24 protein-coding genes and 1 riboswitch are annotated in these 23,851 nt (G+C 44.8%); of the genes, 20 read left to right on the forward strand and 4 right to left on the reverse strand.

The features are described 5' to 3' along the window. Window positions 1–22: 22 nt before the first annotated feature. Window positions 23–175 carry a hypothetical protein gene (locus tag ACQEXT_RS15220; RefSeq protein ID WP_171052237.1) on the forward strand — a complete coding sequence of 51 codons (153 nt, stop codon included), beginning with the start codon at window positions 23–25 and terminating at the stop codon, window positions 173–175. 67 nt (window positions 176–242) lie between these two features. Here ACQEXT_RS15220 and ACQEXT_RS15225 read toward each other — a convergent pair whose 3' ends face one another. Together ACQEXT_RS15225 and ACQEXT_RS15230 are read right to left on the reverse strand one after the other, a co-directional pair. Then, the gene (locus tag ACQEXT_RS15225) at window positions 243–1,130 is read right to left on the reverse strand and encodes a LysR family transcriptional regulator (protein WP_138973041.1); all 888 of its coding nucleotides are present in this window, start codon (window positions 1,128–1,130) and stop codon (window positions 243–245) included. 92 nt (window positions 1,131–1,222) lie between these two features. Further along, complete coding sequence (locus tag ACQEXT_RS15230) at window positions 1,223–2,053, reverse strand: HDOD domain-containing protein (protein WP_331418069.1); 831 nt, start codon at window positions 2,051–2,053, stop codon at window positions 1,223–1,225. Between the two features lie 112 nt (window positions 2,054–2,165). Then, window positions 2,166–2,275: riboswitch (TPP riboswitch) on the forward strand. Window positions 2,276–2,374: 99 nt separating this feature from the next. Between ACQEXT_RS15230 and thiD the strand changes: the two genes are divergently transcribed. The 8 genes from thiD to copI all read left to right on the forward strand — a co-directional run bounded on the left by thiD (window position 2,375) and on the right by copI (window position 12,165). Continuing rightward, window positions 2,375–3,205: a bifunctional hydroxymethylpyrimidine kinase/phosphomethylpyrimidine kinase gene (gene thiD, locus ACQEXT_RS15235; RefSeq protein ID WP_426952850.1), complete on the forward strand. Its 831-nt coding sequence runs from the start codon at window positions 2,375–2,377 to the stop codon at window positions 3,203–3,205. Window positions 3,206–3,347: 142 nt separating this feature from the next. Further along, window positions 3,348–4,091 carry a phosphatase PAP2 family protein gene (locus tag ACQEXT_RS15240; RefSeq protein ID WP_426952852.1) on the forward strand — a complete coding sequence of 248 codons (744 nt, stop codon included), beginning with the start codon at window positions 3,348–3,350 and terminating at the stop codon, window positions 4,089–4,091. A gap of 130 nt (window positions 4,092–4,221) precedes the next feature. Continuing rightward, window positions 4,222–4,707 (forward strand): VOC family protein, encoded by a 486-nt coding sequence (locus tag ACQEXT_RS15245; protein ID WP_426952854.1) that lies wholly within the window; start codon window positions 4,222–4,224, stop codon window positions 4,705–4,707. A gap of 117 nt (window positions 4,708–4,824) precedes the next feature. Beyond that, on the forward strand, window positions 4,825–5,265 hold the full coding sequence (locus tag ACQEXT_RS15250) for a hypothetical protein (protein ID WP_426952856.1): 441 nt from the start codon (window positions 4,825–4,827) through the stop codon (window positions 5,263–5,265). 92 nt (window positions 5,266–5,357) lie between these two features. Then, window positions 5,358–6,725: a TolC family protein gene (locus ACQEXT_RS15255; RefSeq protein WP_426952858.1), complete on the forward strand. Its 1,368-nt coding sequence runs from the start codon at window positions 5,358–5,360 to the stop codon at window positions 6,723–6,725. An 11-nt stretch (window positions 6,726–6,736) separates the two neighbouring features. After that, the gene (locus tag ACQEXT_RS15260) at window positions 6,737–8,449 is read left to right on the forward strand and encodes an efflux RND transporter periplasmic adaptor subunit (RefSeq protein ID WP_269375272.1); all 1,713 of its coding nucleotides are present in this window, start codon (window positions 6,737–6,739) and stop codon (window positions 8,447–8,449) included. After that, the gene (locus tag ACQEXT_RS15265) at window positions 8,446–11,583 is read left to right on the forward strand and encodes an efflux RND transporter permease subunit (RefSeq protein WP_426952860.1); all 3,138 of its coding nucleotides are present in this window, start codon (window positions 8,446–8,448) and stop codon (window positions 11,581–11,583) included. Before ACQEXT_RS15260 ends, ACQEXT_RS15265 begins: the two co-directional genes overlap by 4 nt. 66 nt (window positions 11,584–11,649) lie before the next feature. Then, window positions 11,650–12,165 (forward strand): copper-resistant cuproprotein CopI, encoded by a 516-nt coding sequence (gene copI, locus ACQEXT_RS15270; protein WP_138973072.1) that lies wholly within the window; start codon window positions 11,650–11,652, stop codon window positions 12,163–12,165. A 55-nt stretch (window positions 12,166–12,220) separates the two neighbouring features. Here copI and ACQEXT_RS15275 read toward each other — a convergent pair whose 3' ends face one another. After that, the gene (locus ACQEXT_RS15275; protein WP_426952863.1) at window positions 12,221–13,303 is read right to left on the reverse strand and encodes a permease; all 1,083 of its coding nucleotides are present in this window, start codon (window positions 13,301–13,303) and stop codon (window positions 12,221–12,223) included. Between the two features lie 263 nt (window positions 13,304–13,566). Here ACQEXT_RS15275 and ACQEXT_RS15280 point away from each other — a divergent pair, with 263 nt between their 5' ends. After that, entirely contained in the window at window positions 13,567–13,893 is a 327-nt protein-coding gene (locus tag ACQEXT_RS15280) for an ArsR/SmtB family transcription factor (RefSeq protein WP_269375269.1), read from the forward strand. Next, window positions 13,890–14,276, forward strand: a complete 387-nt coding sequence (locus ACQEXT_RS15285) for an MAPEG family protein (RefSeq protein WP_426952865.1) — start codon at window positions 13,890–13,892, stop codon at window positions 14,274–14,276. The genes ACQEXT_RS15280 and ACQEXT_RS15285 overlap by 4 nt, the downstream gene beginning before the upstream one ends. A gap of 65 nt (window positions 14,277–14,341) precedes the next feature. On the opposite strand, the gene ACQEXT_RS15290 is transcribed toward ACQEXT_RS15285, so the two are convergent. Then, on the reverse strand, window positions 14,342–15,364 hold the full coding sequence (locus ACQEXT_RS15290) for an acyltransferase (RefSeq protein ID WP_426952866.1): 1,023 nt from the start codon (window positions 15,362–15,364) through the stop codon (window positions 14,342–14,344). A gap of 237 nt (window positions 15,365–15,601) precedes the next feature. Here ACQEXT_RS15290 and ACQEXT_RS15295 point away from each other — a divergent pair, with 237 nt between their 5' ends. From ACQEXT_RS15295 to nosR, 9 genes are all read left to right on the forward strand, one after another. Continuing rightward, window positions 15,602–16,786, forward strand: a complete 1,185-nt coding sequence (locus ACQEXT_RS15295) for a hypothetical protein (RefSeq protein WP_426952868.1) — start codon at window positions 15,602–15,604, stop codon at window positions 16,784–16,786. 540 nt (window positions 16,787–17,326) lie between these two features. After that, entirely contained in the window at window positions 17,327–17,650 is a 324-nt protein-coding gene (locus ACQEXT_RS15300; RefSeq protein WP_426952869.1) for a hypothetical protein, read from the forward strand. Between the two features lie 129 nt (window positions 17,651–17,779). Next, a complete protein-coding gene (locus ACQEXT_RS15305; RefSeq protein WP_426952871.1) occupies window positions 17,780–18,370 on the forward strand; it encodes a hypothetical protein in 591 nt (196 codons plus the stop codon). Between the two features lie 322 nt (window positions 18,371–18,692). Further along, the gene (locus tag ACQEXT_RS15310; RefSeq protein WP_269375264.1) at window positions 18,693–19,094 is read left to right on the forward strand and encodes a DUF4440 domain-containing protein; all 402 of its coding nucleotides are present in this window, start codon (window positions 18,693–18,695) and stop codon (window positions 19,092–19,094) included. Window positions 19,095–19,580: 486 nt separating this feature from the next. Further along, on the forward strand, window positions 19,581–19,895 hold the full coding sequence (locus ACQEXT_RS15315; protein WP_426952873.1) for a DUF6404 family protein: 315 nt from the start codon (window positions 19,581–19,583) through the stop codon (window positions 19,893–19,895). 341 nt (window positions 19,896–20,236) lie between these two features. Further along, complete coding sequence (locus ACQEXT_RS15320) at window positions 20,237–20,509, forward strand: hypothetical protein (RefSeq protein WP_426952875.1); 273 nt, start codon at window positions 20,237–20,239, stop codon at window positions 20,507–20,509. Window positions 20,510–20,644: 135 nt separating this feature from the next. Further along, window positions 20,645–20,986: a hypothetical protein gene (locus tag ACQEXT_RS15325; protein ID WP_426952877.1), complete on the forward strand. Its 342-nt coding sequence runs from the start codon at window positions 20,645–20,647 to the stop codon at window positions 20,984–20,986. Window positions 20,987–21,100: 114 nt separating this feature from the next. After that, on the forward strand, window positions 21,101–21,361 hold the full coding sequence (locus tag ACQEXT_RS15330) for a hypothetical protein (protein WP_426952879.1): 261 nt from the start codon (window positions 21,101–21,103) through the stop codon (window positions 21,359–21,361). Window positions 21,362–21,663: 302 nt separating this feature from the next. Continuing rightward, window positions 21,664–23,811 carry a transcriptional regulator NosR gene (nosR, locus tag ACQEXT_RS15335; protein ID WP_426952881.1) on the forward strand — a complete coding sequence of 716 codons (2,148 nt, stop codon included), beginning with the start codon at window positions 21,664–21,666 and terminating at the stop codon, window positions 23,809–23,811. The last annotated feature ends 40 nt before the right edge of the window (window positions 23,812–23,851 follow it).

Here is a 23,851-nt window from a genome sequence, read left to right on the forward strand (position 1 = left end):
TAACCACGGAGGAGGTTTGGTTATGCTATCACTTGGTCTTGTCGCTTTAGGCGTATTCGTATTCTTTTGCAGTTGGATAGTTCAACATGGTGTCCCCGTGTTGGGAATGAAACTCGATGAAGACGATTTGTTGCTGATCTCCGAGATGTCTGGTGAAGATGTTCTCGAGGCGTAAATGATGAAAAGTACAAAACACGTGAAAAAGGAGCCAGTGGCTCCTTTTTGCGTTTTATCCCTCTCAACTAATTCAACTGATTTTTCATGACTTGCCTAATGGTGTCAAAGCGAGCCGGAATTTGTCGGTGTCGTTTAGTCAGCAGATAGAGAGTTTCAATCACTTCACTTTTGGGCTGGTAGACTGCGATTTGCTCTTTGAGTGGAAAAGCCTCTAGAGCGCTTTTAGGCAAGATAGTAAACCCATGTCCTTGCGCGACAGGCAATAAAATCTGACTCAGTTGATTGATGTATCCCGTCGTCGGGATTTGATTGATATTGATCGCGGCAAGTTGGCTTTCCCCGCAGCGTGAAAAATAGAGCGACAAGTAGTGTTCGGCATCAGGGTGTCTGATCAGTCCGAGCTCTTTAAGCGCTTTTTCATCGAGTTTTTTGGTCATCTTTTCTTTAGGTAGCATCAGGCATAACGGCTCAGAACCAAACTTATGTGAATCAATACGTGGATCAGTAGGCTCGTTTGCCACAATCCCCAAGTCGACCTCGCCCTTGATGACGTCGGCAAGGATTTTGTGGTGAGGAGCCGCTTCCAGCAGGGGAATCAGCTCTGGGTGTTTACATTGTAAATTGAGCAGATGAGGGTAGAGCAGTAACGCCAGTGAACCCGAACAAGAGACAGACACCAGACCACTGTACGGATCGTCTTGGCTAAGTGAACTCAACATCTTTTTTTGTTCAGATTCTAGTTGGTTGGCGTAGTCATAGACTGTCCTTCCCGCTTCTGTGACGACAAATGTTTTGTTGTGTCTTTCGATTAACGCATGTCCGCAGATGTGTTCTAGTTTTTTGATATGCTGACTGACACCGGGTTGCGTCATAAACAGTTTTTCTGCGGTTTTGGTGAAGTGGCCGGTATCAACCAAAGTGACAAATGTTTTTAGCCAAGAAGGGTTTAGCATCAATACGGTCCATAACAAAAAATTATCTAACCTAGTTTAGGTGATAACACATTGTTTTGGTAGGGGAAGCGAGCCTAGGCTCGCCGTACGATTTACGCTGCGTTGAGCTCTATCGCTAACGCTTTTCCATTGCCGCGAAATTGATCTATGGTCGAGGCAAATGACGTGGAGATATTGAGCAAGCGTGAGTCGGGATGCTCGGCAAGATATCGGCTCTTGCCCTCATCACTTTCTAACTTGTCCCAATCGCGATGAATCGAACGGGCAAAGTGTAAGGTGGTGGCCATTTTAGGTGAAATCTCTGCATCGCGTGGTTGGTCAAAATTGGCGATGGCGTCGATCATGACATCTGGGAAGTGCCAGCTCTTGGCTAACTTCGCTCCTAATGTTGGCGCAGTGATATCAAGAATTTCTTCCTGAACTGCGATGGCATTTTCTCCTGCTTCTACCCGAGCGGTGATGATTTTGGCCTGTTCTGGAACCAGCGCATGGATCATCAGTTCACCGATATTGTGCAAGATACCTGTGGTAAAAGCTTCGTCTCCATCCATATCGGTCACATTGGCGATCTTACTGGCAATAATGGAAACTTCAAACGTCTCTTCCCAGTATTTACTGATATCTAAGGTTGGTAGCTTAGGAAATACCCCTGACAGCACTGAAACCACAACTAACGTCCTCACCGGTGCAGTACCAACGCGAACCAGTGCCTCGTTGACTGAGGATATCGTTTTGTTACCGCCAAAATGCGCAGAGTTGGCTAATCTGAGTAAGCGTGCGCTCAAGACCTGATCGGTGGCAATTTTATTGGCAAGAAGTCTGAAGTCGACGTCGTCTTTGGTCACCATGTCTAGCAGTTCTTGAAGAATTTTTTGAATCCTTGGTAGCTCGTTCAAACGAGATAGTAGTGCCTCCTGGCTCATAATTCTCTCCTTATTCACGTGAGCTAAACTACTATAGTTCACAATGGACGCCCCCTCCATCTGACGGATAAATAATTGATGTAATCGGTGAAAGTTTATTGTTATGATTTGTGACCAATAGTCGGGGAGCCTGCCCAATAGGATTAAGGCTGAGATCGCAAAGCGAGACCCGTTGAACCTGATTCAGTTAGCACTGGCGTAGGGAACTATATGTATATCGACCGTTCGGTCGTCATACTGGCATTCGATGGAGAAATCGGCTCATTGAGCTCTCTCTGCTCATCGCCATAGGTTCTTGTACGTCTTGTTGTAGGAGCCAAAATGCCACACTCTCAAGACACACCACCTATTGTACTCACTATTGCCGGCTCAGATAGCGGTGGTGGTGCTGGTATCCAAGCCGACATTAAGGCGATATCCGCGACGGGCAGTTATGCCTGTTCAGTCATTACGGCGGTTACCTCGCAAAATACACTCGGTGTTAGTGCCATTCATCCTATCCCTGTCGAACATATTGAGAGCCAACTCGATGCTGTTTTCTCCGATCTTAATGTGGTTGCTGTCAAAGTTGGAATGCTCGCGGACGCTGATATCATCGCGATGGTCGCGAGAAAAATTCGTTACTATCAACCCAAGTATTTAGTGGTGGATCCGGTCATGGTTGCAACCAGTGGTGACCCATTATTAGCCCAATCGGCGGTCGAAACATTGAAACAGCAGCTCCTTCCTTTAGCGGACTTGATTACCCCGAACTTGCCTGAATGTGCCGCTTTGACTGGGAGGGATATTCCTCACAATGAAAGCCAGATGACGGAGACGATCGATGCACTCAAAGCGCTAGGCGCTAAAGCGGTATTACTCAAAGGTGGCCACTTGAAGAAAACTGATAAGAGTAGCGATCTGTTGATTGAGCAAAACAGCAGCGAAGTGTTGAGCGCCAAACGAATTGAAACCAAAAATACCCATGGCACGGGGTGTACTCTCTCATCAGCGATTGCCTCTTATTTAGCTCAGGGTCATCGCCTACATAAGGCGGTGTATCTCGGCAAACAGTATATCTCTCAAGCCATCTCTCACGCAGATCAGCTTAAAGTGGGGCAAGGACATGGCCCTGTAAACCATTTCTTCTGTGGTCATGTCAATGTTCGCTAGCCGCATGAGTGATAAAGTCCCAAAGCGTGATCGGATTGGTGGAGGTGAGTTAACTTTCACCAATTTGACATTGAACTGATAATTTCTGCCAGTGAAGTAAACTACTATTCCTTCTCCTCTTGTGCTGCTGTGAATCTATATCGTGAAAAATCTGTTGAAAAATAAGCGTGATGGTCTGGTGCTGCTTGTGGCATTTTTGCTGGTTATCGCGCCGATGTCGTTAATTGTGAGTCATATTGATCTACTCAGTGAAGTGAATGACTTTACTGGGATAGTTTTCACCGTACTGACTGACTCTGCGGGTTCTTCAGGTTTTTTGTTTTCACTATCGCTTTTGGTGTTTATCACTTGGCGAATAATAGGCAACCATCCAGAATTCATTAATAAAATGGTGCAACTAGCGATTATTCTGGTGATCGGTTTTGCTGCTAAAACGGGCTTAAAGCATTTGACCGAAAGCCCACGCCCATACACCGAGTTGCTCGCGCATCAGTTACTCATCCCCAAACCAGAACACTTCTACAAACTAGACTCCTTGCAAAAATCTCAAGTGATAGATGAGATTTCGCAACAAGTCACCGAGTGGAGAACCCGTCACTGGCAGGGCGAAAAAGACTACTCATTTCCATCAGGACACACGATTTTTGCGGCGATTTGTTTAGCGTTTTTTGGTGGTATCTTTGTTAGCAATAAACGCTACACACTTGCGGCTTTACTCGGTTGTTGGGCTGTCGCTGTTGCCTATAGTCGATTGTGGTTAGGTATGCATAGGCCTATCGATTTAGTCGGCTCTGTTGTATTCGTTGCGGCGGTTTATGCTGCTGTTCCCCGATTTGATTGGGCAGTCAATAAGCTGCTTTCTAGGCGGATGAGTACGACCCACTAGCCAAGTAGTGGAGAATTTATTATAAATTTTTGTTATTATTTTTATAATTAATGATAATTTCAAGTAATTCTCTGCGCGCCATATACTCTGCTCATCGAAACAAACAAATGAAATGTATTTGGAGCAGATTATGAAAATGAATCACGTGGGCATCATGGTTGGCGATATGGATCAAGCGGTTGAGTTCTACACTCAAGCTCTAGGTCTTAGCATTGTGATGAACAATACTAAAGTTGTTGAAGAACGCGAGACGGCGATTGGTCGCATGTGTATCGCAGTATTCGGTGAAGGATTTAAAGGTTTCAACATCGCCCACTTAGTGACAACTGATGGCATCGGCGTGGAACTATTTGAAATGAAAGAGCGTCAGGAACGTCATGAGGTTGATTTCTCGCGCTTGGGTATCTTCCACTTTTGTCTACAAACAGATGACTTCGAAGGTGTGATGGAAAAAGTTGAGAAATTTGGTGGTAAGGTACGTATGGATGTGATGCGCTACCATCCAGAAGACGACAGCAAGCCAGCAAAAATGGTCTACCTAGAAGACCCGTTTGGTAACTTGTTCGAACTTTACTCACATACTTATGAAGAGACATACGCTTCAGATTACGAGTAATCGTCGACGAATTTAGAGAGGATTGGTGCTGCACCAATCCTTTTTTCTTGCCATAAGCTCTTGACCTTTACCTAGGGGTAAGGATTAACATCCAAAGTTCATAGATAAAGGTACGCCATGACTCATCCACTTAAATCATTAATGATTGTGATTTTCAGCATTATTGCAATGTTGATGTCGAGTTATGCCGCCAGTTCTCCGTCGATGGTTTCGATGATGTCTGCTATGGACTCCAGTACGCAGATGTCGCATCAGCAACATGCCACTGACCAGCCTGAATCTTTACAGACAAACAATACGGATTGTCACTCTTTGGTTGAGGAACTTCGAAGTTCACACTCAATCGATAAGCAACCATCAACAAATACGATAAGTTGTTCTAGCTCAGATGATGGCCCGCATCGCTGTTGTGTTTCTGCTTGTTCGACGACCTTCTATCCTATCCAGCATACTCAGTCTCTGAGTGATATTACCTATTCGCTAGCTTTGCATTATCCGCTTACCATTGGTGACAAGATCATGCGTCCACAAAGCTTCCTGCGTCCACCTTCCGCTTAGTTCTTAAATTACAACTCTTTTCTCTTGGTACTGACTGTATTTTCAGCCTGTTCAGGAGTTTCAATTGTGTCTTCAAACAATGAGTAATTATTGTGAATTTAGAACCAAGATTCGTCGCGCTGGTAGTCAGTGCGAGTTTGGCGACTTTGCCTGCGTTTGCTTTCGCTCATCAAAATGGAAATGAAGCGGGTCAAAGAGAGGTCGCAACTAAACAACTGACGTCTCTGATAGAGGCGGCGTTATCCCAAGATGGAAACCGCACCGAGTTTTCCGCCAAGGCACAAGCAATGCGTGCAAATGGCATGGCCAGTGCCACTTTGATGGATCCCAAGTTGAAAGTCGGCGTGGGTGGCTTACCCGTAGACAGCTTTCAGTTCGATAAAGATCCTATGACCAACATCTCTGTTGGTTTGATGCAGCAGTTTGAGCGCGGGTCAACGCTAGAGCTCAAGCAAAAGCAAGCAAACCAGCAAGCGGATGGTCTGACGGCGCAAATAGAAGTCAGAGAACGTGAAGTCGCCAATCAGATGACTCAGCTATGGCTAGAATTGGGCTATTTGCAACACGCACAGCGACTACTGGATGAAAATCGTCGCCTGATGGTCGAGATGGAGCAATATCTTCAGACCAATTATTCAATTGGCAAAAGTGAAGCTCAAGACTTGCTCAATGCGCAACTTCAAGTCAATAAGCTCGATGAGAAACTACAGGCCAACCGCCAGCAACAGAGTCGAATTGTGGCTCAGCTTTCGGAGTGGCTCGGGTCTCAGTGGCTCGATAGTGCCTCTTCCCTCAAGGCAAGTAATCAACTCGACTGGGCGATGTTAGATAGCAAACTCGATCAGGCTGGTCAGTCAAACCATCTGTATCCGCTGCTCAATCAGCATCCGATGATCAAGATGGCCGAACTGAATGTGTCAGTTAATCAGACTCAGGTAGAGATGGCAGAGCAGGCTTATACGCCACAGTTTGGCGTTGAAGTGATGTACGCCTATCGACAGGCCAACGGTATGAACGGACAGCCAGCTTCGGATCTTGTTAGTGCTTACCTGACGATGGATATTCCTCTGTTTACTGGCAACCGTCAGGACAACAACCTCGCCGCGGCTCAGTATCAGGTTGGGGCGGCGTTATCTCAGAAAGATACCCTGTTAGCGCAAATGAATGCACAAGCGAATGCCTTGCTCAATGACCGTTCTAACTTAAACGAACGGATCGAACGATACCAATCTAGCTTAATTCCTCAAGCTTCTTCTCGTACTGAGGCGGTGGAACGTGGCTATCAAAACAATACCGCACAGTTCAGTGATGTTATCTCTGCAACGACCGATGAGTTGGCATTGCAGCTTGAACTAGAACGGCTAATGACAGATTGGAATAGGGTGAGCAGCCAGTTAGCCGCCTTATTGGGAGGGTTTGAATATCAGATTACGCCTCCGGCTCAGCGCATTCAAAATTAAAGGAACAGAAGATGACGACATTTAAAGTAGCCAGCGTGGCTTTAGTAGTGGGTGGCGTATTGGGCTTTGCGGCCAGCATGTATTTGCCGAGTGCAAACCATGATATGAGTGTGGCGCAAGCTTCAGAATCTGTCTCTAACAGTGAGCCTCTGTACTGGGTTGCGCCGATGGATCCAAACTACAAGCGTGATAAACCGGGTAAGTCACCGATGGGGATGGATCTTATCCCTGTTTATGCAGAAGACCAAAATGGCGGAGCAAGCCAGCCTGGTACCGTTACTATCGATCCCTCGGTGGAGAACAATCTAGGCGTGAAAACCGCACAAGTAGAACTTGCAGAACTTGCGCCTCGTATTGAAACGGTTGGTTATATCGCCTTTGATGAAAGTAACCTATGGCAGACCAACGTACGCGTGTCTGGCTGGGTTGAAAAACTCTATATCAACGCGGTCGGTGAAAAAGTTGAAAAAGGCAGTGTGCTGTTTTCTCTTTACTCTCCTGAACTGATCAAAGCACAAGAAGAGTTACTCAGTGCCCATCAGACTCAACGCAAGGGCATGATTAAAGGGGCGACCGAGCGATTAGTCACCCTTGGGGTCGATAGGGCGCAAATCAGTGACATCGTGCGTCGTGGTCAGGCTCAGCAGACCATCGAAATTAAAGCGCCAGCGGATGGTGTCATTGCTAGCCTGAATATTCGTGAAGGTGGCTACCTATCTCCGGCTCAAGCAGTCATTAGTGCTGGACCGCTGAAAGAGGTTTGGGTCGATGCTGAAGTGTTTGAGAGACAGGCTCACTGGATAAAGCAGGGCAGCAGTGCGTCGATGACGCTTGATGCCATCCCTGGTGGTGAGTGGCAGGGTGAGGTCGACTATGTCTATCCGATCCTTGACCCTAATACGCGAACGCTGCGCGTGCGTCTGAAGTTCCCAAATCCTCACGGGGAATTGAAACCGAATATGTTTGCCAATGTTGCTCTTAAACCCGTAAGTAGCGAAAAAGTGCTGACCATTCCTCGCTCATCGGTAATCCGTTCTGGAGGCATGGCTCGTGTGGTGCTGGCTGAGGGTGAAGGAAAATATCGCTCTGCACGTATCGAAGTCGGTCGTGAAGCAGGCGATAAAGTCGAAGTGCTTAAAGGGCTTGAACAAGGGCAAGCGATCGTCACCTCGGCTCACTTCCTGCTTGATTCTGAATCAAGTCAAAGTGCGGATCTGTCAAGAATCAACGGTGTAGAAGCACCCGCTGAAACGGTTTGGGCGCAAGGTGAAATAACGGATGTTATGGCACAGCACCGAATGTTAACGATCAGCCATCAGCCTGTTCCTGAATGGAATTGGCCGGGCATGGTGATGAACTTTGATCTCGCGGAAGGCGTTGACATGGATGCGCTGGCGCAAGGGCAGGCGTTGGAGTTTGCAATGCAAAAGACGCCCGAGGGCAAATATCAGATCGTCGACTACAAGATTGGCGATGGCCTTGTTGCGGCTGAAGTTTGGATGAGTGGTGATATATCGATGCTGATGGCCGATTTTAATATGATCACTCTAAAGCATCTTCCTGTCGCCGAGTGGAGCTGGCAAGCGGGTGAAATGAACTTTTCTGTTGGAGATGAAGTGGACCTTTCTGGTTTTGAGGAAGGTGAGAAAGTTCGATTTCTAGTGGCTAAAGAAGGCACCGATTATCAATTGAAGCAACTGGTTCGCGCTAAGGAGGCATTATGATTGGTGCCATTATCCGTTGGTCGATCAGTAATCGTTTACTGGTATTGCTGGCGACTGCCGCACTGATCTTTGCGGGTCTTTACAGTGTAAAAAATACGCCAGTGGATGCGATTCCAGATCTCTCTGATGTGCAGGTGATCATTAAGACCAGCTATCCGGGACAGGCTCCACAAGTGGTTGAAGATCAAGTTACCTATCCCTTAACAACAGCCATGCTGGCTGTGCCGGGCGCGGAAACGGTACGCGGTTACTCATTTTTCGGTGACTCGTATGTTTACATTATTTTTAACGATGATACCGACATGTATTGGGCACGTTCGCGAGTTTTAGAGTACTTGAGTCAAGTCGCTCCTAACTTGCCTGCCAGTGCCAAGCCGACGTTAGGTCCAGATGCGACAGGGGTTGGCTGGGTCTACAGCTACGTTTTACAGGATAAAACAGGTCAGCACGATTTAGCACAACTTCGTAGTTTGCAGGACTGGTTCCTCAAATATGAGCTGCAAACCGTAGCGGGTGTATCTGAAGTCGCTACCGTTGGCGGTATGGTCAAGCAGTATCAGGTGCAAATTGACCCTGCCAAGCTGCGTGCCTATGACCTTACCCTGCAACAAGTCAATATGGCGATTCAAAATGGTAACCAAGAGACGGGCGCATCAGTGGTTGAAGTGGCCGAAGCTGAGCATATGGTTCGCACCACTGGTTATCTATCGAGCATAGAAGATATTCAGGCACTGCCACTAAAAGTGACCAAAAAAGGTACCCCGTTGCTGCTTGGTGATATTGCCGACATCAACATCGGGCCGCAAATGCGTCGTGGTATATCTGAACTGAACGGTGAAGGTGAAGCTGTTGGTGGCGTGATCGTGATGCGTTTTGGTGAGAACGCCAGTCAGGTGATTGCGAACGTCAAAGACAAGCTCAATGAGCTACAGCGAAGCTTACCGGAAGGGGTTGAGATTGTTGCGACTTATGACCGTTCAACACTGATCGATTCGGCGGTCGAAAACTTGTGGAAGAAACTGGCGGAAGAGTTCATCGTCGTGGCGATAGTTTGCGCTCTGTTTTTATTCCATATTCGTTCTTCGCTCGTCATCGCCTTGAGCTTACCGGTTGGTATCTTATCTGCATTTATCATCATGCATTGGCAAGGCATCAACGCCAACATCATGTCACTGGGGGGGATTGCGATTGCCATCGGCGCCATGGTTGATGGGGCGATCGTCATGATCGAAAACGTGCACAAACATATAGAACGCACACCGCTAACGGACAAGAATCGTTGGCAGGTGATTGGTGATGCTGCTCAGGAAGTGGGTGCGCCATTGTTCTTCTCATTGTTGATTATCACATTGAGCTTTGTGCCTGTGTTTGCACTGGAAGGTCAGGAAGGCAAGATGTTTTCGCCACTCGCCTTCACCAAAACTTACGCCATGGCTGCGGCAGCAGGTCTGGCAATCACCTTAGTGCCAGTGCTGATGGGCTATTTTATTCGAGGCAAAGTGCTGCCTGAAGATAAAAACCCAATCAATAGGGGACTCATCGCGCTCTACAAACCTATGCTTAACTTCAGCCTAAAATACCCTAAAAGTGTTTTGCTGCTGGCAATGGCATTGATGGCATCGGCTTACTATCCGACAACTAAGCTAGGCAGTGAGTTTATCCCTCCTTTGGATGAGGGAGATTTGATGTACATGCCGACCACTTACCCAGGGATCTCGATAGGTAAAGCACGTGAGCTACTGCAACAAACCAACAAGCTGATCATGACCGTTCCTGAAGTGGAAACTGCATGGGGCAAGATTGGTCGAGCGGACACTGCGACTGACCCAGCACCTCTCACCATGATTGAAACCGTGATTCAGTTGAAACCGCGCGATCAATGGCGTGAAGGGGTCACAACGGAATCGCTACGTCGGGAGTTTGATCAACTGGTTCAATTCCCTGGTTTGACTAACGCATGGGTTATGCCGATCAAAACACGTATCGACATGCTGGCGACCGGGATTAAGACTCCGATTGGTATCAAGATCTCAGGTCCACAATTGAGTGAAATTGAGAAAATTGGTGCTCAGTTAGAGCCTATCTTAAATCAGGTGACGGGGACGGCCTCTGTCTATGCTGAGCGTGTTGCTGGTGGTCGCTATGTCACCATTGATATCAAGCGCAGAGCAGCTGCCCGTTATGGCCTAAGTATCAAAGATGTACAGCAGGTGGTTTCCACAGCAGTCGGTGGCATGAATGTCGGAGAAACCATTGAAGGGTTAGAGCGCTATCCAATCAACGTTCGTTATCCTCAAGACTACCGTGATTCAGTGGTCAAATTGCAGAACCTGCCTCTGGTGACGCCGAACGGCGCTCGTATCGCACTGGCGGATGTTGCTGATATTCGTTACGAAGACGGCCCTCCGATGATCAAGACCGAAAACGCACGTCCAAATGGTTGGGTATTTGTTGATATTGATGGTCGAGATCTGGGTTCTTATGTTGCCGATGCACAACAGGCGGTGGCTGAGCAGCTTGCGCTCCCTGCGGGTTACTCGCTGGTTTGGTCGGGACAGTACGAATACATGGAACGCGCTAAAGAACGTTTGGGCGTTGTGGTTCCAATCACCATCGCCATCATCATGCTGCTGCTCTACTTCAGCTTCCGTCGTATTGGCGAAGTGCTGATCATCATGATGACTTTGCCACTTGCGATGGTCGGTGGCTTATGGCTGATGCACTACCTTGGCTACAACTTCTCGATAGCAGTAGGGGTTGGATTTATTGCCTTGGCCGGTGTCGCGGTCGAGATTGGGGTCATCATGTTGGTTTACCTCAATCAGGCATGGCATTACACCAAACTAGCCGCCTCGGATAAGCAACAGCCACTGCAAATGGAAGATCTCACTAACGCCATTCGCCAAGGTGCGGGACTCCGCGTCCGTCCTGTAATGATGACCGTACTGACCGTCATTATTGGCTTGATACCGATTATGTACGGCCAAGGAACGGGGTCAGAAGTGATGCAACGTATTGCCGCACCGATGATTGGTGGTATGGCGTCAGCACTACTGCTTACTCTGTTGGTGTTACCAGCGATTTTTAAATTGTGGAAGCAGCGAGAAGTGGCTGCTCAACCCAATAAACAATAACCCTACGACGTGATCAGCCTCTGGATGTTCTGAGGCTGAACTAAACTAGAAATTAAGGAAAGAACAATGAAAAAGACACTACTATCAATCATGTTAAGCGTTACTGCGATGGGCGCACAGGCAAATGTTGATCACGCTAATATGAATCATGGTGAGATGGGTGCTTCGAAAATGGACCACTCTATGATGATGAATATGGAAGGAATGTCGGATGTCGGCATGCCAGCAAAAGGCGCAAAACCTGACAAAGTGGTTCACGTGCTTTTAAGTGATGATATGAAAATTCGCTTTAAACAAGACGTGAAAATTGAGCCAAACGACGTGGTACAGTTTGTTGTGCTAAACACCGGCAAAATGAATCATGAGTTCACTATTGGCTCGGAACAGGAGCAACTGAAGCACCGTGAAATGATGAAAACCATGAGTGCAGGTCATATGCACGACTCAGGAAACTCAGTGACCGTTGAGCCGGGTAAAGCCAAGCAACTGCTATGGCATTTCCATGGCGATAGCAATGTAGAGCTAGCCTGTAATATCGCCGGTCACGCTGAAGCGGGCATGGTTAAAAAGATGGCGCTTTAGTTTCCATCGTTATCCTCAAAAAGGCAGCCAAGGCTGCCTTTTTTGCAAGTGATAGCTAGCCAAAGATGAAGCTATACAAGAAGCCTGCGCCAATTGCCATACCCAGAATCACAGTCAGGAAAGCGGCAATCATTTGATTTTTGAAGATAGATTTTAGCAAGATAACTTCTGTCAAACTCGCCCCAGCACTACCGATAATTAACGCCATTACTGAACCTAACGCCATCCCCTTTTGAACCAACGCTGCACTTAGAGGGATCACAGCCTCTGCACGAATATAGAGTGGAATGCCAATGATGGCAGCAACAGGGATCGCATACCATTGACCTGCGCCAGCGTAGTGCGCGATCAGCTCAGTAGGGATGAATCCATAGATCAATGAACCAATCGCGACACCTAGCATCAGGTAAGGCAGGACCTGTTTAAAATCTTTCCAAGTCGACAACCAGATTTTCATCCAACGATTTGGTTGCTTCGTTGGCATCATTGTTGCCGTTAGAGTGCCATTGCTAGCGCAGCAAGTGACTTCAACGTTGGGCAGTGAGTCTTTCCCACAAGCTGTGCTCTCTTTCACCATGACTGGTGCAGTCGCGTTGCAGCCAGAAGGGGCACATGAAGATGTTTTATTAGTGACAGGTTTGCTGTCTTCGCAGCGCGTGCCGCAGCTTGATGCCTCTTGAGATTGGTAAGCCTCAGGTTTTACATAACGCTCAAAGCCCAATTTTTCTAAGGTGTATCCGGCGACAATAGAGACCACCATTGCGACTGAAAAGTAGAACAAGGCAACTTGCCAGCCAAAGGTCACCACGAACAGGCCGATTATCACAGGATTCAGCAGTGGGCTACCAAACAGGAACACCATCATTGGACCGAACCCTGCTCGAGCTCTTAGCAAACCTTTAAGGAAGGGAATCGTTGAACATGAGCAAAATGGTGTAATTGCCCCTAAAAATGCAGCAATAAAGTAGCCTTTTCCATTACGTGAACTCAAGATTGCTTGGATCTTTTGTGGGGTTAGAAACGCCTGCAAAACACCCACAAAGTAGCTGATCACCAAAAATAAGATCACCAGTTCAGTGGCAAGAAAAGCAAACATGTTAAGTGCTTCTCTTACCATAATCATAAATTCGTTACTCATAGTACTGTCACTCTAAATATATTTCGATTTTTTTCGAATTATAGAATCGGAGAACTAAAGATCAATAAATATTTCGATAAAATTCGAAATATAATCTATCAAGATAGCTAAGTCTTTGATTAGTAGGTACAAGCAATGACACTCGGATTGTCTCTAAAGCGCGACCTTGGTTATACAAATGAGGGGCAATGAACGATCAATGATTGCTATTTATCAATAGTTCGATTATTTTGGAAATGTCTGTTTTTTTATTGGAGTCTTCCATGGATCTTGAAATGGCTGCGAAGGCGCTTAAAGAACTCGGTCATCCGGTGCGTCTATCCATCTATAAAAGTGTTGTAAAAGCTGGTTACCAAGGCATTGCCGTGGGTGCATTGCAAGAGAAATTGGCGATACCAGGGTCGACTCTGTCTCACCATATTTCAAGTTTGGCGTCAGTAGGATTAATTAGTCAACGCCGTGAAGGACGAACACTTTACTGTGTGACAGACTACAAATGTCTCGAAGATGTCATTGGATTCCTCCAAGATGAATGCTGTGCAGACGAGCAATGCGCAACTCAATTTCAAGCTCAAGGAGAGAACTTATGATTACAGCGTTGTACGCAGCGATTCTCGCATCATTGATGATTTGGCTATCGATTCAGGTCATCAAGCAACGGCGCAAAGCACAGGTAAAGTACTCTGATGGTGGTGTTGATGCGCTCACTATTGCGCGCAGTGCCCATAGCAATGCCGTCGATTATATTCCCATTACGCTGATCATGATGGCGACGCTAGAATACAATGGTGCAAGGGTATGGCTGATTCACTTATGTGGCGTGGTATTTGTAGTAGGTCGAGTGATGCATGCCAAAGGTATCTTAGCGGATAGGCTAAAAGGACGTATTGGCGGAATGAAATTGACGTTTCTGGCTATGGCAGCACTGATTGTGCTCAATATCATTCACTTACCTTTCGACAAAATGTGGTAGTGCTTTAGCCACCGGTGCAGCAAACGAAAAGCGATGGTCATCACCATCGCTTTTTTGTTGGGGAGTTATCTGAATAAAAAACGGTAGAGAGGTGTTCTCTCCAACCCTTTTACCAATAAGAATGTCAGGACTGTTGCGCCAAATAGCAACAGCATATCTTTTGCAAACCCTGTTAATGACAGCATACCCGCGATATTCATCATCACGATGATCATCGGCAGGTGCGCAACATAGAGTGGTAACACGGAGTTTGACTGAGCAGTTAGCCAGCGTCCCGCCCCAAAGTTTGGCTTCGCTAATAGCCACATAAAGCAGCCTGTTCCCCAAACGAAGGTGCCGAACAGGTAGTCATTTGCGTTAAAGGGCTGGTCAAAACGAGTGAGCTGCCAAGCCTCAAAAAAATGTAACGCCATACCGATAAATGCAAGCAGCAAAGCCTGCTTGGCTGTCATCGACAGGCCGCGCTGACGTATCTCAAAGCCGATCGCAAACAACAAGGTGCTAAAAAACGGCCCATTGCGAGTGAAAAAGGGAGTCGGTAGTTCAGTCACCGTTTGGTAACTGCCCGCCAGCACGCCGTAAAGGTATAAAGCGGCACCGATAGGGATAAACAGTGCCAGCTTGTTGAACTTAGCCAGTAATGCCGCAATGGCCGCAGCACAGATTAATGCTGGAATAAACCACAGGTGAACGAGGCCGCCTTCAAGCAGGGAGTTAAGAGGTGATTGTGCCAGATAGCCCCAATACCCTTGACGCTCGGCCAGATACCCAGATTCTGCCACTGTACCTAGATTAAAAGGCATCACTAAAGTGATAACACTCCAGACAATGAATACACGCAAAAGCGGGGAGGCATAACGTTGTAATGTTTCTAGCGGTGTTGCCACTAGCTTGGGTTGGATCAAGTAACCAGATATAAGGAAAAACAGTGGCACAGCGAAACGAGTAGACTGATTAAACACATATCCTACCCAAGGGGTTTCATCGAACTGCCAATAGGTTAAAAACATCTGACAATGCATGGCGGCAATCGCCAAAATAGCGATCACCCGACCGAGTTCAATACTTTGAATTTTCTTACTTACCATAACGACAAAAAATTAGCTGAAAGTAGCGAACGTATACCAGCAAACCAATGTTAATGACGCAACCTAAATCAAGTTGTTGTACTGTAACGGCGATATTCAGCGATGATTTGCGAGGTGGCTCAATAAGTGAAGCACGGGTTCTCAATGAAAGTGAGACTTCGAGACCACCGTAAAGTAATGAGGTGGGCTAATCTTACGGTTTGATATCCTCAGCGTTTTTAGCAAAGGAGTTCTTTCATGAGCAATGGTCCAGTGATCGTATCCCCCGAAAGCAGCGTTCAGAGGCTTCAAAGAGTCGAGTTGCAGGCAACGGGTATTTATGATGAGAAGTGGTTACAGCAACTTATTTTTGCTAACGCTGACCTATTACCCTTTTATGAGATTGATGCTGACTATACCGGTGCGGTACCAGTTTGCATGGAGCTTGCCACTAAATCGGGTCGAGTCGACTGTATCTATGTAACGCCATCAGGCCGATTGGTCATCGCGGAAACCAAACTCTACCGAAATCCTCAATCTCGTAGAGAAGTGATTGGGCAGATACTCGATTACGCTAAAGACTTGATGAGTTGGAGCTACGACGAACTTGATACTAAGGTTTGTGCAGTTAATGGTGGTCTGTCGCTTTTTGAATTAGTGAAGGCGGGTGACAATGAAGTACTAGAAGCCTCATTCATTGATACGGTTCAGAGAAACCTCTCAAAAGGCCGTTTCTTGCTATTGGTAGTGGGTGATGGTATTCGAGAGGGGGCTTTTGAGATAAAGGACTTTCTTAATACCTATGCATCAATGGAGTTTTCCTTTGCAATGGTTGAGGTGCAGATCTTCCACATGCCGGGTGAACAACTACTCGTGAATCCTCAAGTGATGCACAAAACTGAAATTACTGAGCGCCGAGTGATTTCGATTAATCAAGTCAGTAGTGAAATTACTGAGAAACTGGAATTGACCAACGAACAAAATGAGTCAGCCATCAATAGGGGCTCGGGTCAATCCTATGAGTATTGGTGTGCATTGCTTGATTATCTTGAGCTTGAAGATACGAGTGTTAGGTTACCAACTCCCTCGACTCAGGGGCACTTATGGTTCGAGTTACCACCAAGGGTACACAATAGTTGGATAACAGCTTACCGCTCTAAACCCAATGAGGTGGGTGTCTTTGTGAGATTCAGAAATGACGCACTTGGGCAATACTTGTTTGAGTACCTGTTGGATAGGCGGGAATCACTAATGCCACTCTTGCCTGAGGGCGCTGAATTTGTTCCAGATAAGTTAAAAATCTCACTACCTACAATCACTCTTAATTGGCAGAACGAAGAGTCTTGGAAAGAAGCGTTTGATTTCTACCAGTTGCGTTTAAATCAAATCTACCCAGTCGTTAAACCTTTGCTATTGCAAGCGCTCAATGCGTATGAAAATTGACGACGTTTACAACCTTAGAAGGCTTACTTCCGTATGCAGTGGGACAAAAGTCACTCACTACGTTTATACATGCCAGTATTGAGCCTTAGTTTGCGTGCTTAACGCTAGCACGTTTATGCCCCAATAAGTGTTAATGAGACCTAAAGCTTGGCCTTGAATATCAACATTTTCGATACTTAAACTAATCGAGGCAAAAGGAAAGACCTGACCCTCGTCATTTATAGAAGATTCTAACCAAGACATTTACTTCTACGACCTAAACGCTAAGCAATGGCAAGAACCACAAGAACAAAGCCACCACGCAATTGATTCAATAAAGGAATACCTTCGAGTTTCTACAACCCTTCCAGAACGAACAGTTACAACCCTTATTCAAGCTCTCGTCTAGTGGAACAAACAATCAAGTGAATCTGGTTATTGGTGACACCCAAAAGTCACATTAGAGACATTGAATAGCCCTAAATGTAATCTGTTTGGTACAATACACCTATCACGAAATTTACTTTATGTATCAATCTAATGGACTAAGCTAGGTGCAATGTGAAACAAGCCTTTGATTCCCTATCATCAACTCTAATCGCTAGAGCTAAGAACCCATTCATTGGAAGCCTTTTTCTCTGCTTTGTCGGTATCAACTACAAAGGGCTAACAATGTTCTGGCTTAGTGATACTGTGCAACGAATGCAAATTATCCAAGCTTACAGTTCTTCTAAGTTACTAGAAGATTTGGGACAAGCATTTGCAATGGCTATCCTCTACATTGCGTTCACTAAATGGGTTATTCCAATTATCCATTTGGTTATCGATTTCTGTAAATTCGCAATGATTGACCCTTTCCTCTCATGGTTTCAAACCGAAACGTAGAGCCGAGAGCACAGAGCGGCGGAGAAAACCAATCGCCTTCAAATACGCTCTGAACTTGAATACCTGCGAAAAGAAGAAGATTTCAAGCTTCACCAATGGAAAAGCCATAAGGATACTCTATTAGACTTAGTGCGTGATTTACGTAAGGAGGTTTCAGATGGTAAGAAACTTGTTAGTGAAGCCAGAGAACGAGCAACACAACGTAAAGTCGAAATTGATTCTTTGAAGGCACAACTCCAAGCCAACATTGATTACAAAGACAACTATGAACACTACAAAGCCATTGTTGGTACAATTAATTTTGGCTTCTATGCAGGACAGGTTGCCAACTTAGCTAATTACACTAAGCTAGCCCTTCAAGACCCAGTATTGGATGAACTGTTCGCTAAGATAGCACCTAACATGCTCCCAGCAGTCAACGCAGGTGACCTTGACGCACTACGTAAAAACCCAGAGGCAGCTACTAATCTCCTGATTTATGCCATGAGAACTGAACAAAGGGCGCAAGAGCGTCTTGAAGCGTACAATGATTTGGTTCAGAAACTGCCCGAAATGATAGAGTGGACGCATTACATGCATCGTTCAAATGTAGACCCAGAGGGGACAGCTAGTAAAGCTATGGAACTAATGAACAAGCGTACTACTAGCAATGATTCAAAAGCAATCACTCTCAGCAGAGGTAGAGTAAGCGGAACAAGCGGTGATGTAGTAAAAATCTAAACTCTCACCTATTTAATTATGCTCAACAAATAACAAGGATTTTAATCCATGAAAGGGTCAAAACGATAGGGTCAAGTCTTGCGTTTTGCCTACCCAATTTTTCCATACTTGATCTAATCCGCTTTTCGCTAATTTAGGATAATCACTGACAAACTTCTGTCCAGAACCTTCACAGTTGGCACTTCGTAACACAGAAGTGCCCCGTTCAGACTTACCCCTAGATTTTTGACTAGCTAGATAGGCGGTTATTGACCTGCGTATTCTAATAGCCAATTATGTGTTTGATAGCTGCGTTACAGTCTTATATATTTTTGGAGGTCAAATGGATGTTCTCATAGAGCAAGAGATTGAGTTACACCAATATCAAACTCGCCAAAATAAAACGGATATTGAACGTTTAATCCACCCGAGTTTTTCTGAAATAGGTAAGTCTGGGAATTCTTATGACTTTGCTTCTGTCATCAAAATGATGGCAACAGAAACGTCTTCAAACACCCGAGTTCATTCACAGAAATATGAATGTATCCAACTTGAGACGTCTGTTCAGCTACTAAAGTATGAATCAGCTTTGGTAAATGAGTGCGGAGAAATCAGTAACTATGCGAAACGTTGTTCCATTTGGGCTTTCACCGGTACTTGCTGGCAATTGAAGTACCATCAAGGTACGCCTTGCTCTCCCTTCGAACTAGAACCGATACAAACCTTGTCCGCTAGTAGCAACTAACATGAGTTTGCCCATTCTCATTTAGAACAAAAGCTCACTCACAAGCCGTAAAGATTAATTTCTATACATTTTCTATTGTCGTTTTCTGTCCAGTACAGCGAAGAGACAATGTTCAAGGGTGGAAAGCGCGGAATTACTGAGCGATGCCATCTAACTAAAAGGCGTCTATCAAGTCTGTGGCTACTCACATAGCTACCTGATTTCGTAACATAACCGATATCTGTCCCACATAACGGCGAAATCATTATGTTTGTCAATACATTTTTATTGTGTTTTTACACGAAGAAAAACGATTGTAGAGGTGCAATTATTTTATTCCAAATTTTTAATAAAGGAAGTAATAAATAACACTGAACCTGTAGGTTGTAATGAAAAAAATCTGTTCCTCTACATAATAGTCAAGTTTCCGAGTTGCCTTATGGGCCTTTATCGAAGGTAGAAGTAACCCATGAACTAGGACAATTTTTAGAGGTAAAGGACAAATATATGTGCAAATTTAAAACAAAATACAGAAAATCATCATTAGAGTTAGGAGAAAAAGGCTTGAAAATTCAACCTTTTATAATAATATTGAACTCTCTTGGCATGAGGTTTAGACCTCTTTATTATAATGAATTCTATACGAATATTATTGTTGTTTATGTTTTATGGCTCTTTATTTCAGTGACTTTAAGTCTATTTTCAATTGAATTTGACTTTGTTTTTATCTTCGTGTTTCCAGCATTTGTTTCATTGGTGTTCTCTATTTACTATCGTTACAAATTCAGAACTTTAAACCTTACTCCATGGAGATGCTTATGATAGTATTATAGCGAATCAAAATATAAGAATATTTATATTAGCTTGGCTTTGGTAAATACGTGTAATTATAACTGTGGTTATTGCCATCCAGATTTAAATCGGGGAACTATTGAGGCTCCTAGTTATAACGTTGTGCTAGGTTTTGTTCAGTATATTTTTGATAGCACGGTAGACTCTAACGAAAGACCATATTTTTAGTTCGGACGGGACGAGATAACACTTCTTAGATACTTTAGCGATTTATTACAGTAAATTTCGAACAGAAACGGGCATGCAACCATTGTGTCTAACGGCTCGAAAAAGTTTCGTGGTGGCAAGACAATGCCAACTACTTGTCTGGAGTGAGTCTGAGTTATCACATTAATGACATCAAAAGCGATTCTCATCTTATTGATGTATCTAAAGTCCTCGAGGCTTCTAAATCCACTCGTTTTCATTTCAACATCATGATGGTTCCTGAACGGTTTGATGATTGTTTGGTGTTTGCCAACAAGTTAAAAGAGGAAGTTCGCTGCTCTATTGCTTTACAACCACTTTTTGAAGGTTTCGGCCACGGTGGCATTGCTCAGAAGTATTCTTACACCCCTGAACAAGAACAGATAATGAAGCAGTAGCAGTAGTTACCCAGCAAGTCCAGGCTCTAACGGCCAAATGTCTCAGACTCAAGGAGCTGCAACCGTAGGTGCCGGAGATACTAAGTAACTAATAAGATACAGCCCTTTAATAAAGGGCTGTATAAATAGGAGGAAATGATGGATGTCAAAGACCTTTTTCCTAATGAAAAATGTAGAGTTCGAAATGGCGAAACTATCGTATTTAGCAATTCAATATTTGGAGGAGTTAGAGTTAAAAAGAATGGAGTAGAATACATTGTTTGCTCTTCATCTGACATTAAGTCTGTTTCTCTAATTCTGATGGTGCTATCTTTTTTAATAATGTTCTTTATTGTTAAACTTGATAGTCCATTATTTTATGTGGCTATTATTTTTGGTGCTATTGTTCAGTTTTTATCTATCTTGATTCCCGAAGCTAGAATTCTCTATGTTAAGGCAAGAATATTCTCATATAATGGAACCCTAATTGTTAATTAATAGAGCTTGCCAACCCCCTCGACTCGGGGGTACTTATGGTTCGAGTTACCACCAAGGGTACACAATAGTTGAATAACAGCTTACCGCTCTAAACCCAATGAGGTGGGTGTCTTTGTGAGATTCAGAAATGACGCACTTGGGCAATACTTGTTTGAGTACCTGTTGGATAGGCGGGAATCACTAATGCCACTCTTGCCTGAGGGCGCTGAATTTGTTCCAGATAAGTTAAAAATCTCACTACCTACAATCACTCTTAATTGGCAGAACGAAGAGTCTTGGAAAGAAGCGTTTGATTTCTACCAGTTGCGTTTAAATCAAATCTACCCAGTCGTTAAACCTTTGCTATTGCAAGCGCTCAATGCGTATGAAAATTGACGACGTTTACAACCTTAGAAGGCTTACTTCCTTCCGTATTCAAAGCGCGATTTGAAGAGAGCTAGTAGTACGTGTACTCAAACCTTAAAAAAGCGAAGAGTGTCTCTTCGATCTTTAATAACCACAAAGAAAGTAGTGACATTTCATTAAACAAAATAAAACAATTCATTTACGTGATTAAGCTTAAAATTTATACAATCAATTAATCATCAATCAATTATTAATGATTTAAATCAATTTCTCATAAAGCTCATCAATTAACCTAATACGCATTATTTGTTCTGCTTCGCATGGAGCCTGAAATGGAACACTTTGCCAAATTAGTTAGTGTGAGCTACGCAATATCTCTCTTTAGAGCTTTCCAGCTTTGCTGCTACTGCTTGCTATTTATATCTTTCTCAGCTCATGCTTTGTTTGTTAGCCCACCTAAAGATCCTCTGCCACTCATTGAGGAGGTGTTCCCAAACCATACTTCTATTTCAGATAAGCAAGGCGAACCATTACTACGAACTATAAGCGGTGACGACGGCATACTCGGCTATGCATTTGAAACCGATGATATCGCTCGAATACCTGCTTATTCCGGTGAACCAGTAAATATGCTGGTCGTCATCAACCCTGAAGGGGAATATCTCGCATCAAGAGTTCTGGAGCACCACGAACCCATCATCTTAGCGGGTATCCCTGAAAGCAAACTCTGGGACTTTAGCGACCAATATGTTGGCCTTTCAGTTAAAGACCGAATCAAAGTCGGCGGGAAACCCGGTCAAGGTTATGTACCAATTGATGGTCTATCGGGCGCAACTGTAACCGTTATGGTGATGAATGTAGCGATAACCAAAGCCGCGACAAAAGCCGCTGAGTCGCTTGGTATCATCGCGCCTTCAAACGATATAATTCAACCTATCTCGACCATTAAAACCGACTTTTTTGAGAAGAAAAACTGGCTAGAACTGACTGGCGACGGTTCCATTCGTAAACTCTATCTTACCAACCAAGCGGTACAAGAAGCGTTTACTGACACGGCAGCTGAGAACATCGATACCGTTGCCGCATCAGAAAGCAAAGAAATGTTCTCGGAGATCTACTATGCCTTAGCGGATATCCCAACGATTGGCATCAACTTGTTTGGTGAATCAGAATATCAATGGTTACTGAAACAACTCAAACCGGGCGAGCATCTTATTGCCGTATTTGGCAATGGTTATTCCTACAAGGGCTCAGGTTATGTTCGCGGTGGAATATTCGACCGCTTACAAGTTCACCAAGATGACAACGAGGTTTCATTCAGGGATTTAGATCATACCCGTATTGGCGACTTATACGCTGAGGGCTCACCAAAATTCCACGAAATGTCAGTGTTTAAAGTCCAAGCGCACTATGAATTTGATCCTGGCTCTAGTTGGCAAATTGAGCTGTTAGTTCGTCGTCAGACAGGTCCTATCGATAGTGTGTTCACCAGCTTTAAAGGTGGCTATGATGTGCTTGAACACTATGTTGATACTCCACCAGCGATTTTTCCACCAAAAGAGCTCAGCCTCACAGAACAAGTTTGGCAAGAGAGCAAAGTTCAAGTCGTCTTGCTGCTCATCCTAATTGGTGTGCTGATACTGATTCTTTTCTTCCAAGATATTTTGGTTAAGCATCCTACCTTTATGCACCGATTACGTCATGGCTTCTTAGTCATTACCGTAGTCTTTATTGGTTGGTCGTGGGGCGGACAACTCTCTGTCGTTAATGTGTTTACCTTCTTACAATCGCTGTTCAAAGGCTTCTCGTGGGATCTGTTCTTGCTCGATCCTGTCATCTTTATTCTGTGGTGTGCGGCGGCGGTCACGATACTACTGTGGGGACGGGCGGTCTATTGTGGTTGGCTATGTCCATTCGGCGCGCTTCAAGAGCTGATCAACCAAGTCGCACGCTACGCGAAAATTCCTCAGTTTGAACTGCCCTGGGCCATTCACGAAAGGCTTTGGGCGATCAAATATTTAATTCTACTTGGTTTATTCGCAATTTCTCTCGACTCTCTTGCCGTAGCGGAGCAGTTCGCTGAAATCGAACCGTTTAAAACCACCTTCTTACTTAAATTTGATCGTGAGTGGCCATTCGTTCTCTGGGCACTATTCCTACTTGGCCTGAACTTATTCAATCGTAAGCCTTTCTGCCGCTATCTATGTCCATTGGGCGCAGCACTATCAGTATCCAATAGCATTCGTCTGTTTGATTGGCTTAAGCGTCGTCCAGAATGTGGCTCCCCTTGCAAAATCTGTGCGAAAGAGTGTGAGATTCAAGCGATTCAACCCGACGGCGTCATCAATATGCGTGAATGCCATTACTGCCTTGATTGTCAAATTACCTACTCCAATGATGACAAGTGCCCACCATTGAAAAAAATGGCACGTAAAAAACGCAAACTAACAGAAGCTGAGATCCCAGTGACCCAGCTTTAGAAACAATAACAGTGATTGGTGAGTAGCTGAGCATCGTTAC

The sequence above is a fragment of the Vibrio sp. TRT 29B02 genome (genome assembly GCF_050113655.1).
Taxonomy (GTDB): domain Bacteria; phylum Pseudomonadota; class Gammaproteobacteria; order Enterobacterales; family Vibrionaceae; genus Vibrio.

What these genes read in the sequence shown, in the direction of transcription:
- ACQEXT_RS15325 (WP_426952877.1), top strand. Translation starts at nt 20,645, where the DNA reads ATGATGGATGTCAAAGACCTTTTTCCTAATGAAAAATGTAGAGTTCGA.
- ACQEXT_RS15315 (WP_426952873.1), top strand. Translation starts at nt 19,581, where the DNA reads ATGTGCAAATTTAAAACAAAATACAGAAAATCATCATTAGAGTTAGGA.
- ACQEXT_RS15220 (WP_171052237.1), top strand. Translation starts at nt 23, where the DNA reads ATGCTATCACTTGGTCTTGTCGCTTTAGGCGTATTCGTATTCTTTTGC.
- ACQEXT_RS15295 (WP_426952868.1), top strand. Translation starts at nt 15,602, where the DNA reads ATGAGCAATGGTCCAGTGATCGTATCCCCCGAAAGCAGCGTTCAGAGG.
- ACQEXT_RS15260 (WP_269375272.1), top strand. Translation starts at nt 6,737, where the DNA reads ATGACGACATTTAAAGTAGCCAGCGTGGCTTTAGTAGTGGGTGGCGTA.
- ACQEXT_RS15280 (WP_269375269.1), top strand. Translation starts at nt 13,567, where the DNA reads ATGGATCTTGAAATGGCTGCGAAGGCGCTTAAAGAACTCGGTCATCCG.
- ACQEXT_RS15290 (WP_426952866.1), bottom strand. Translation starts at nt 15,364, where the DNA reads ATGGTAAGTAAGAAAATTCAAAGTATTGAACTCGGTCGGGTGATCGCT.
- ACQEXT_RS15310 (WP_269375264.1), top strand. Translation starts at nt 18,693, where the DNA reads ATGGATGTTCTCATAGAGCAAGAGATTGAGTTACACCAATATCAAACT.
- ACQEXT_RS15265 (WP_426952860.1), top strand. Translation starts at nt 8,446, where the DNA reads ATGATTGGTGCCATTATCCGTTGGTCGATCAGTAATCGTTTACTGGTA.
- ACQEXT_RS15245 (WP_426952854.1), top strand. Translation starts at nt 4,222, where the DNA reads ATGAAAATGAATCACGTGGGCATCATGGTTGGCGATATGGATCAAGCG.
- copI (WP_138973072.1), top strand. Translation starts at nt 11,650, where the DNA reads ATGAAAAAGACACTACTATCAATCATGTTAAGCGTTACTGCGATGGGC.
- ACQEXT_RS15275 (WP_426952863.1), bottom strand. Translation starts at nt 13,303, where the DNA reads ATGAGTAACGAATTTATGATTATGGTAAGAGAAGCACTTAACATGTTT.
- ACQEXT_RS15225 (WP_138973041.1), bottom strand. Translation starts at nt 1,130, where the DNA reads ATGCTAAACCCTTCTTGGCTAAAAACATTTGTCACTTTGGTTGATACC.
- thiD (WP_426952850.1), top strand. Translation starts at nt 2,375, where the DNA reads ATGCCACACTCTCAAGACACACCACCTATTGTACTCACTATTGCCGGC.
- nosR (WP_426952881.1), top strand. Translation starts at nt 21,664, where the DNA reads ATGGAACACTTTGCCAAATTAGTTAGTGTGAGCTACGCAATATCTCTC.
- ACQEXT_RS15285 (WP_426952865.1), top strand. Translation starts at nt 13,890, where the DNA reads ATGATTACAGCGTTGTACGCAGCGATTCTCGCATCATTGATGATTTGG.
- ACQEXT_RS15250 (WP_426952856.1), top strand. Translation starts at nt 4,825, where the DNA reads ATGACTCATCCACTTAAATCATTAATGATTGTGATTTTCAGCATTATT.
- ACQEXT_RS15230 (WP_331418069.1), bottom strand. Translation starts at nt 2,053, where the DNA reads ATGAGCCAGGAGGCACTACTATCTCGTTTGAACGAGCTACCAAGGATT.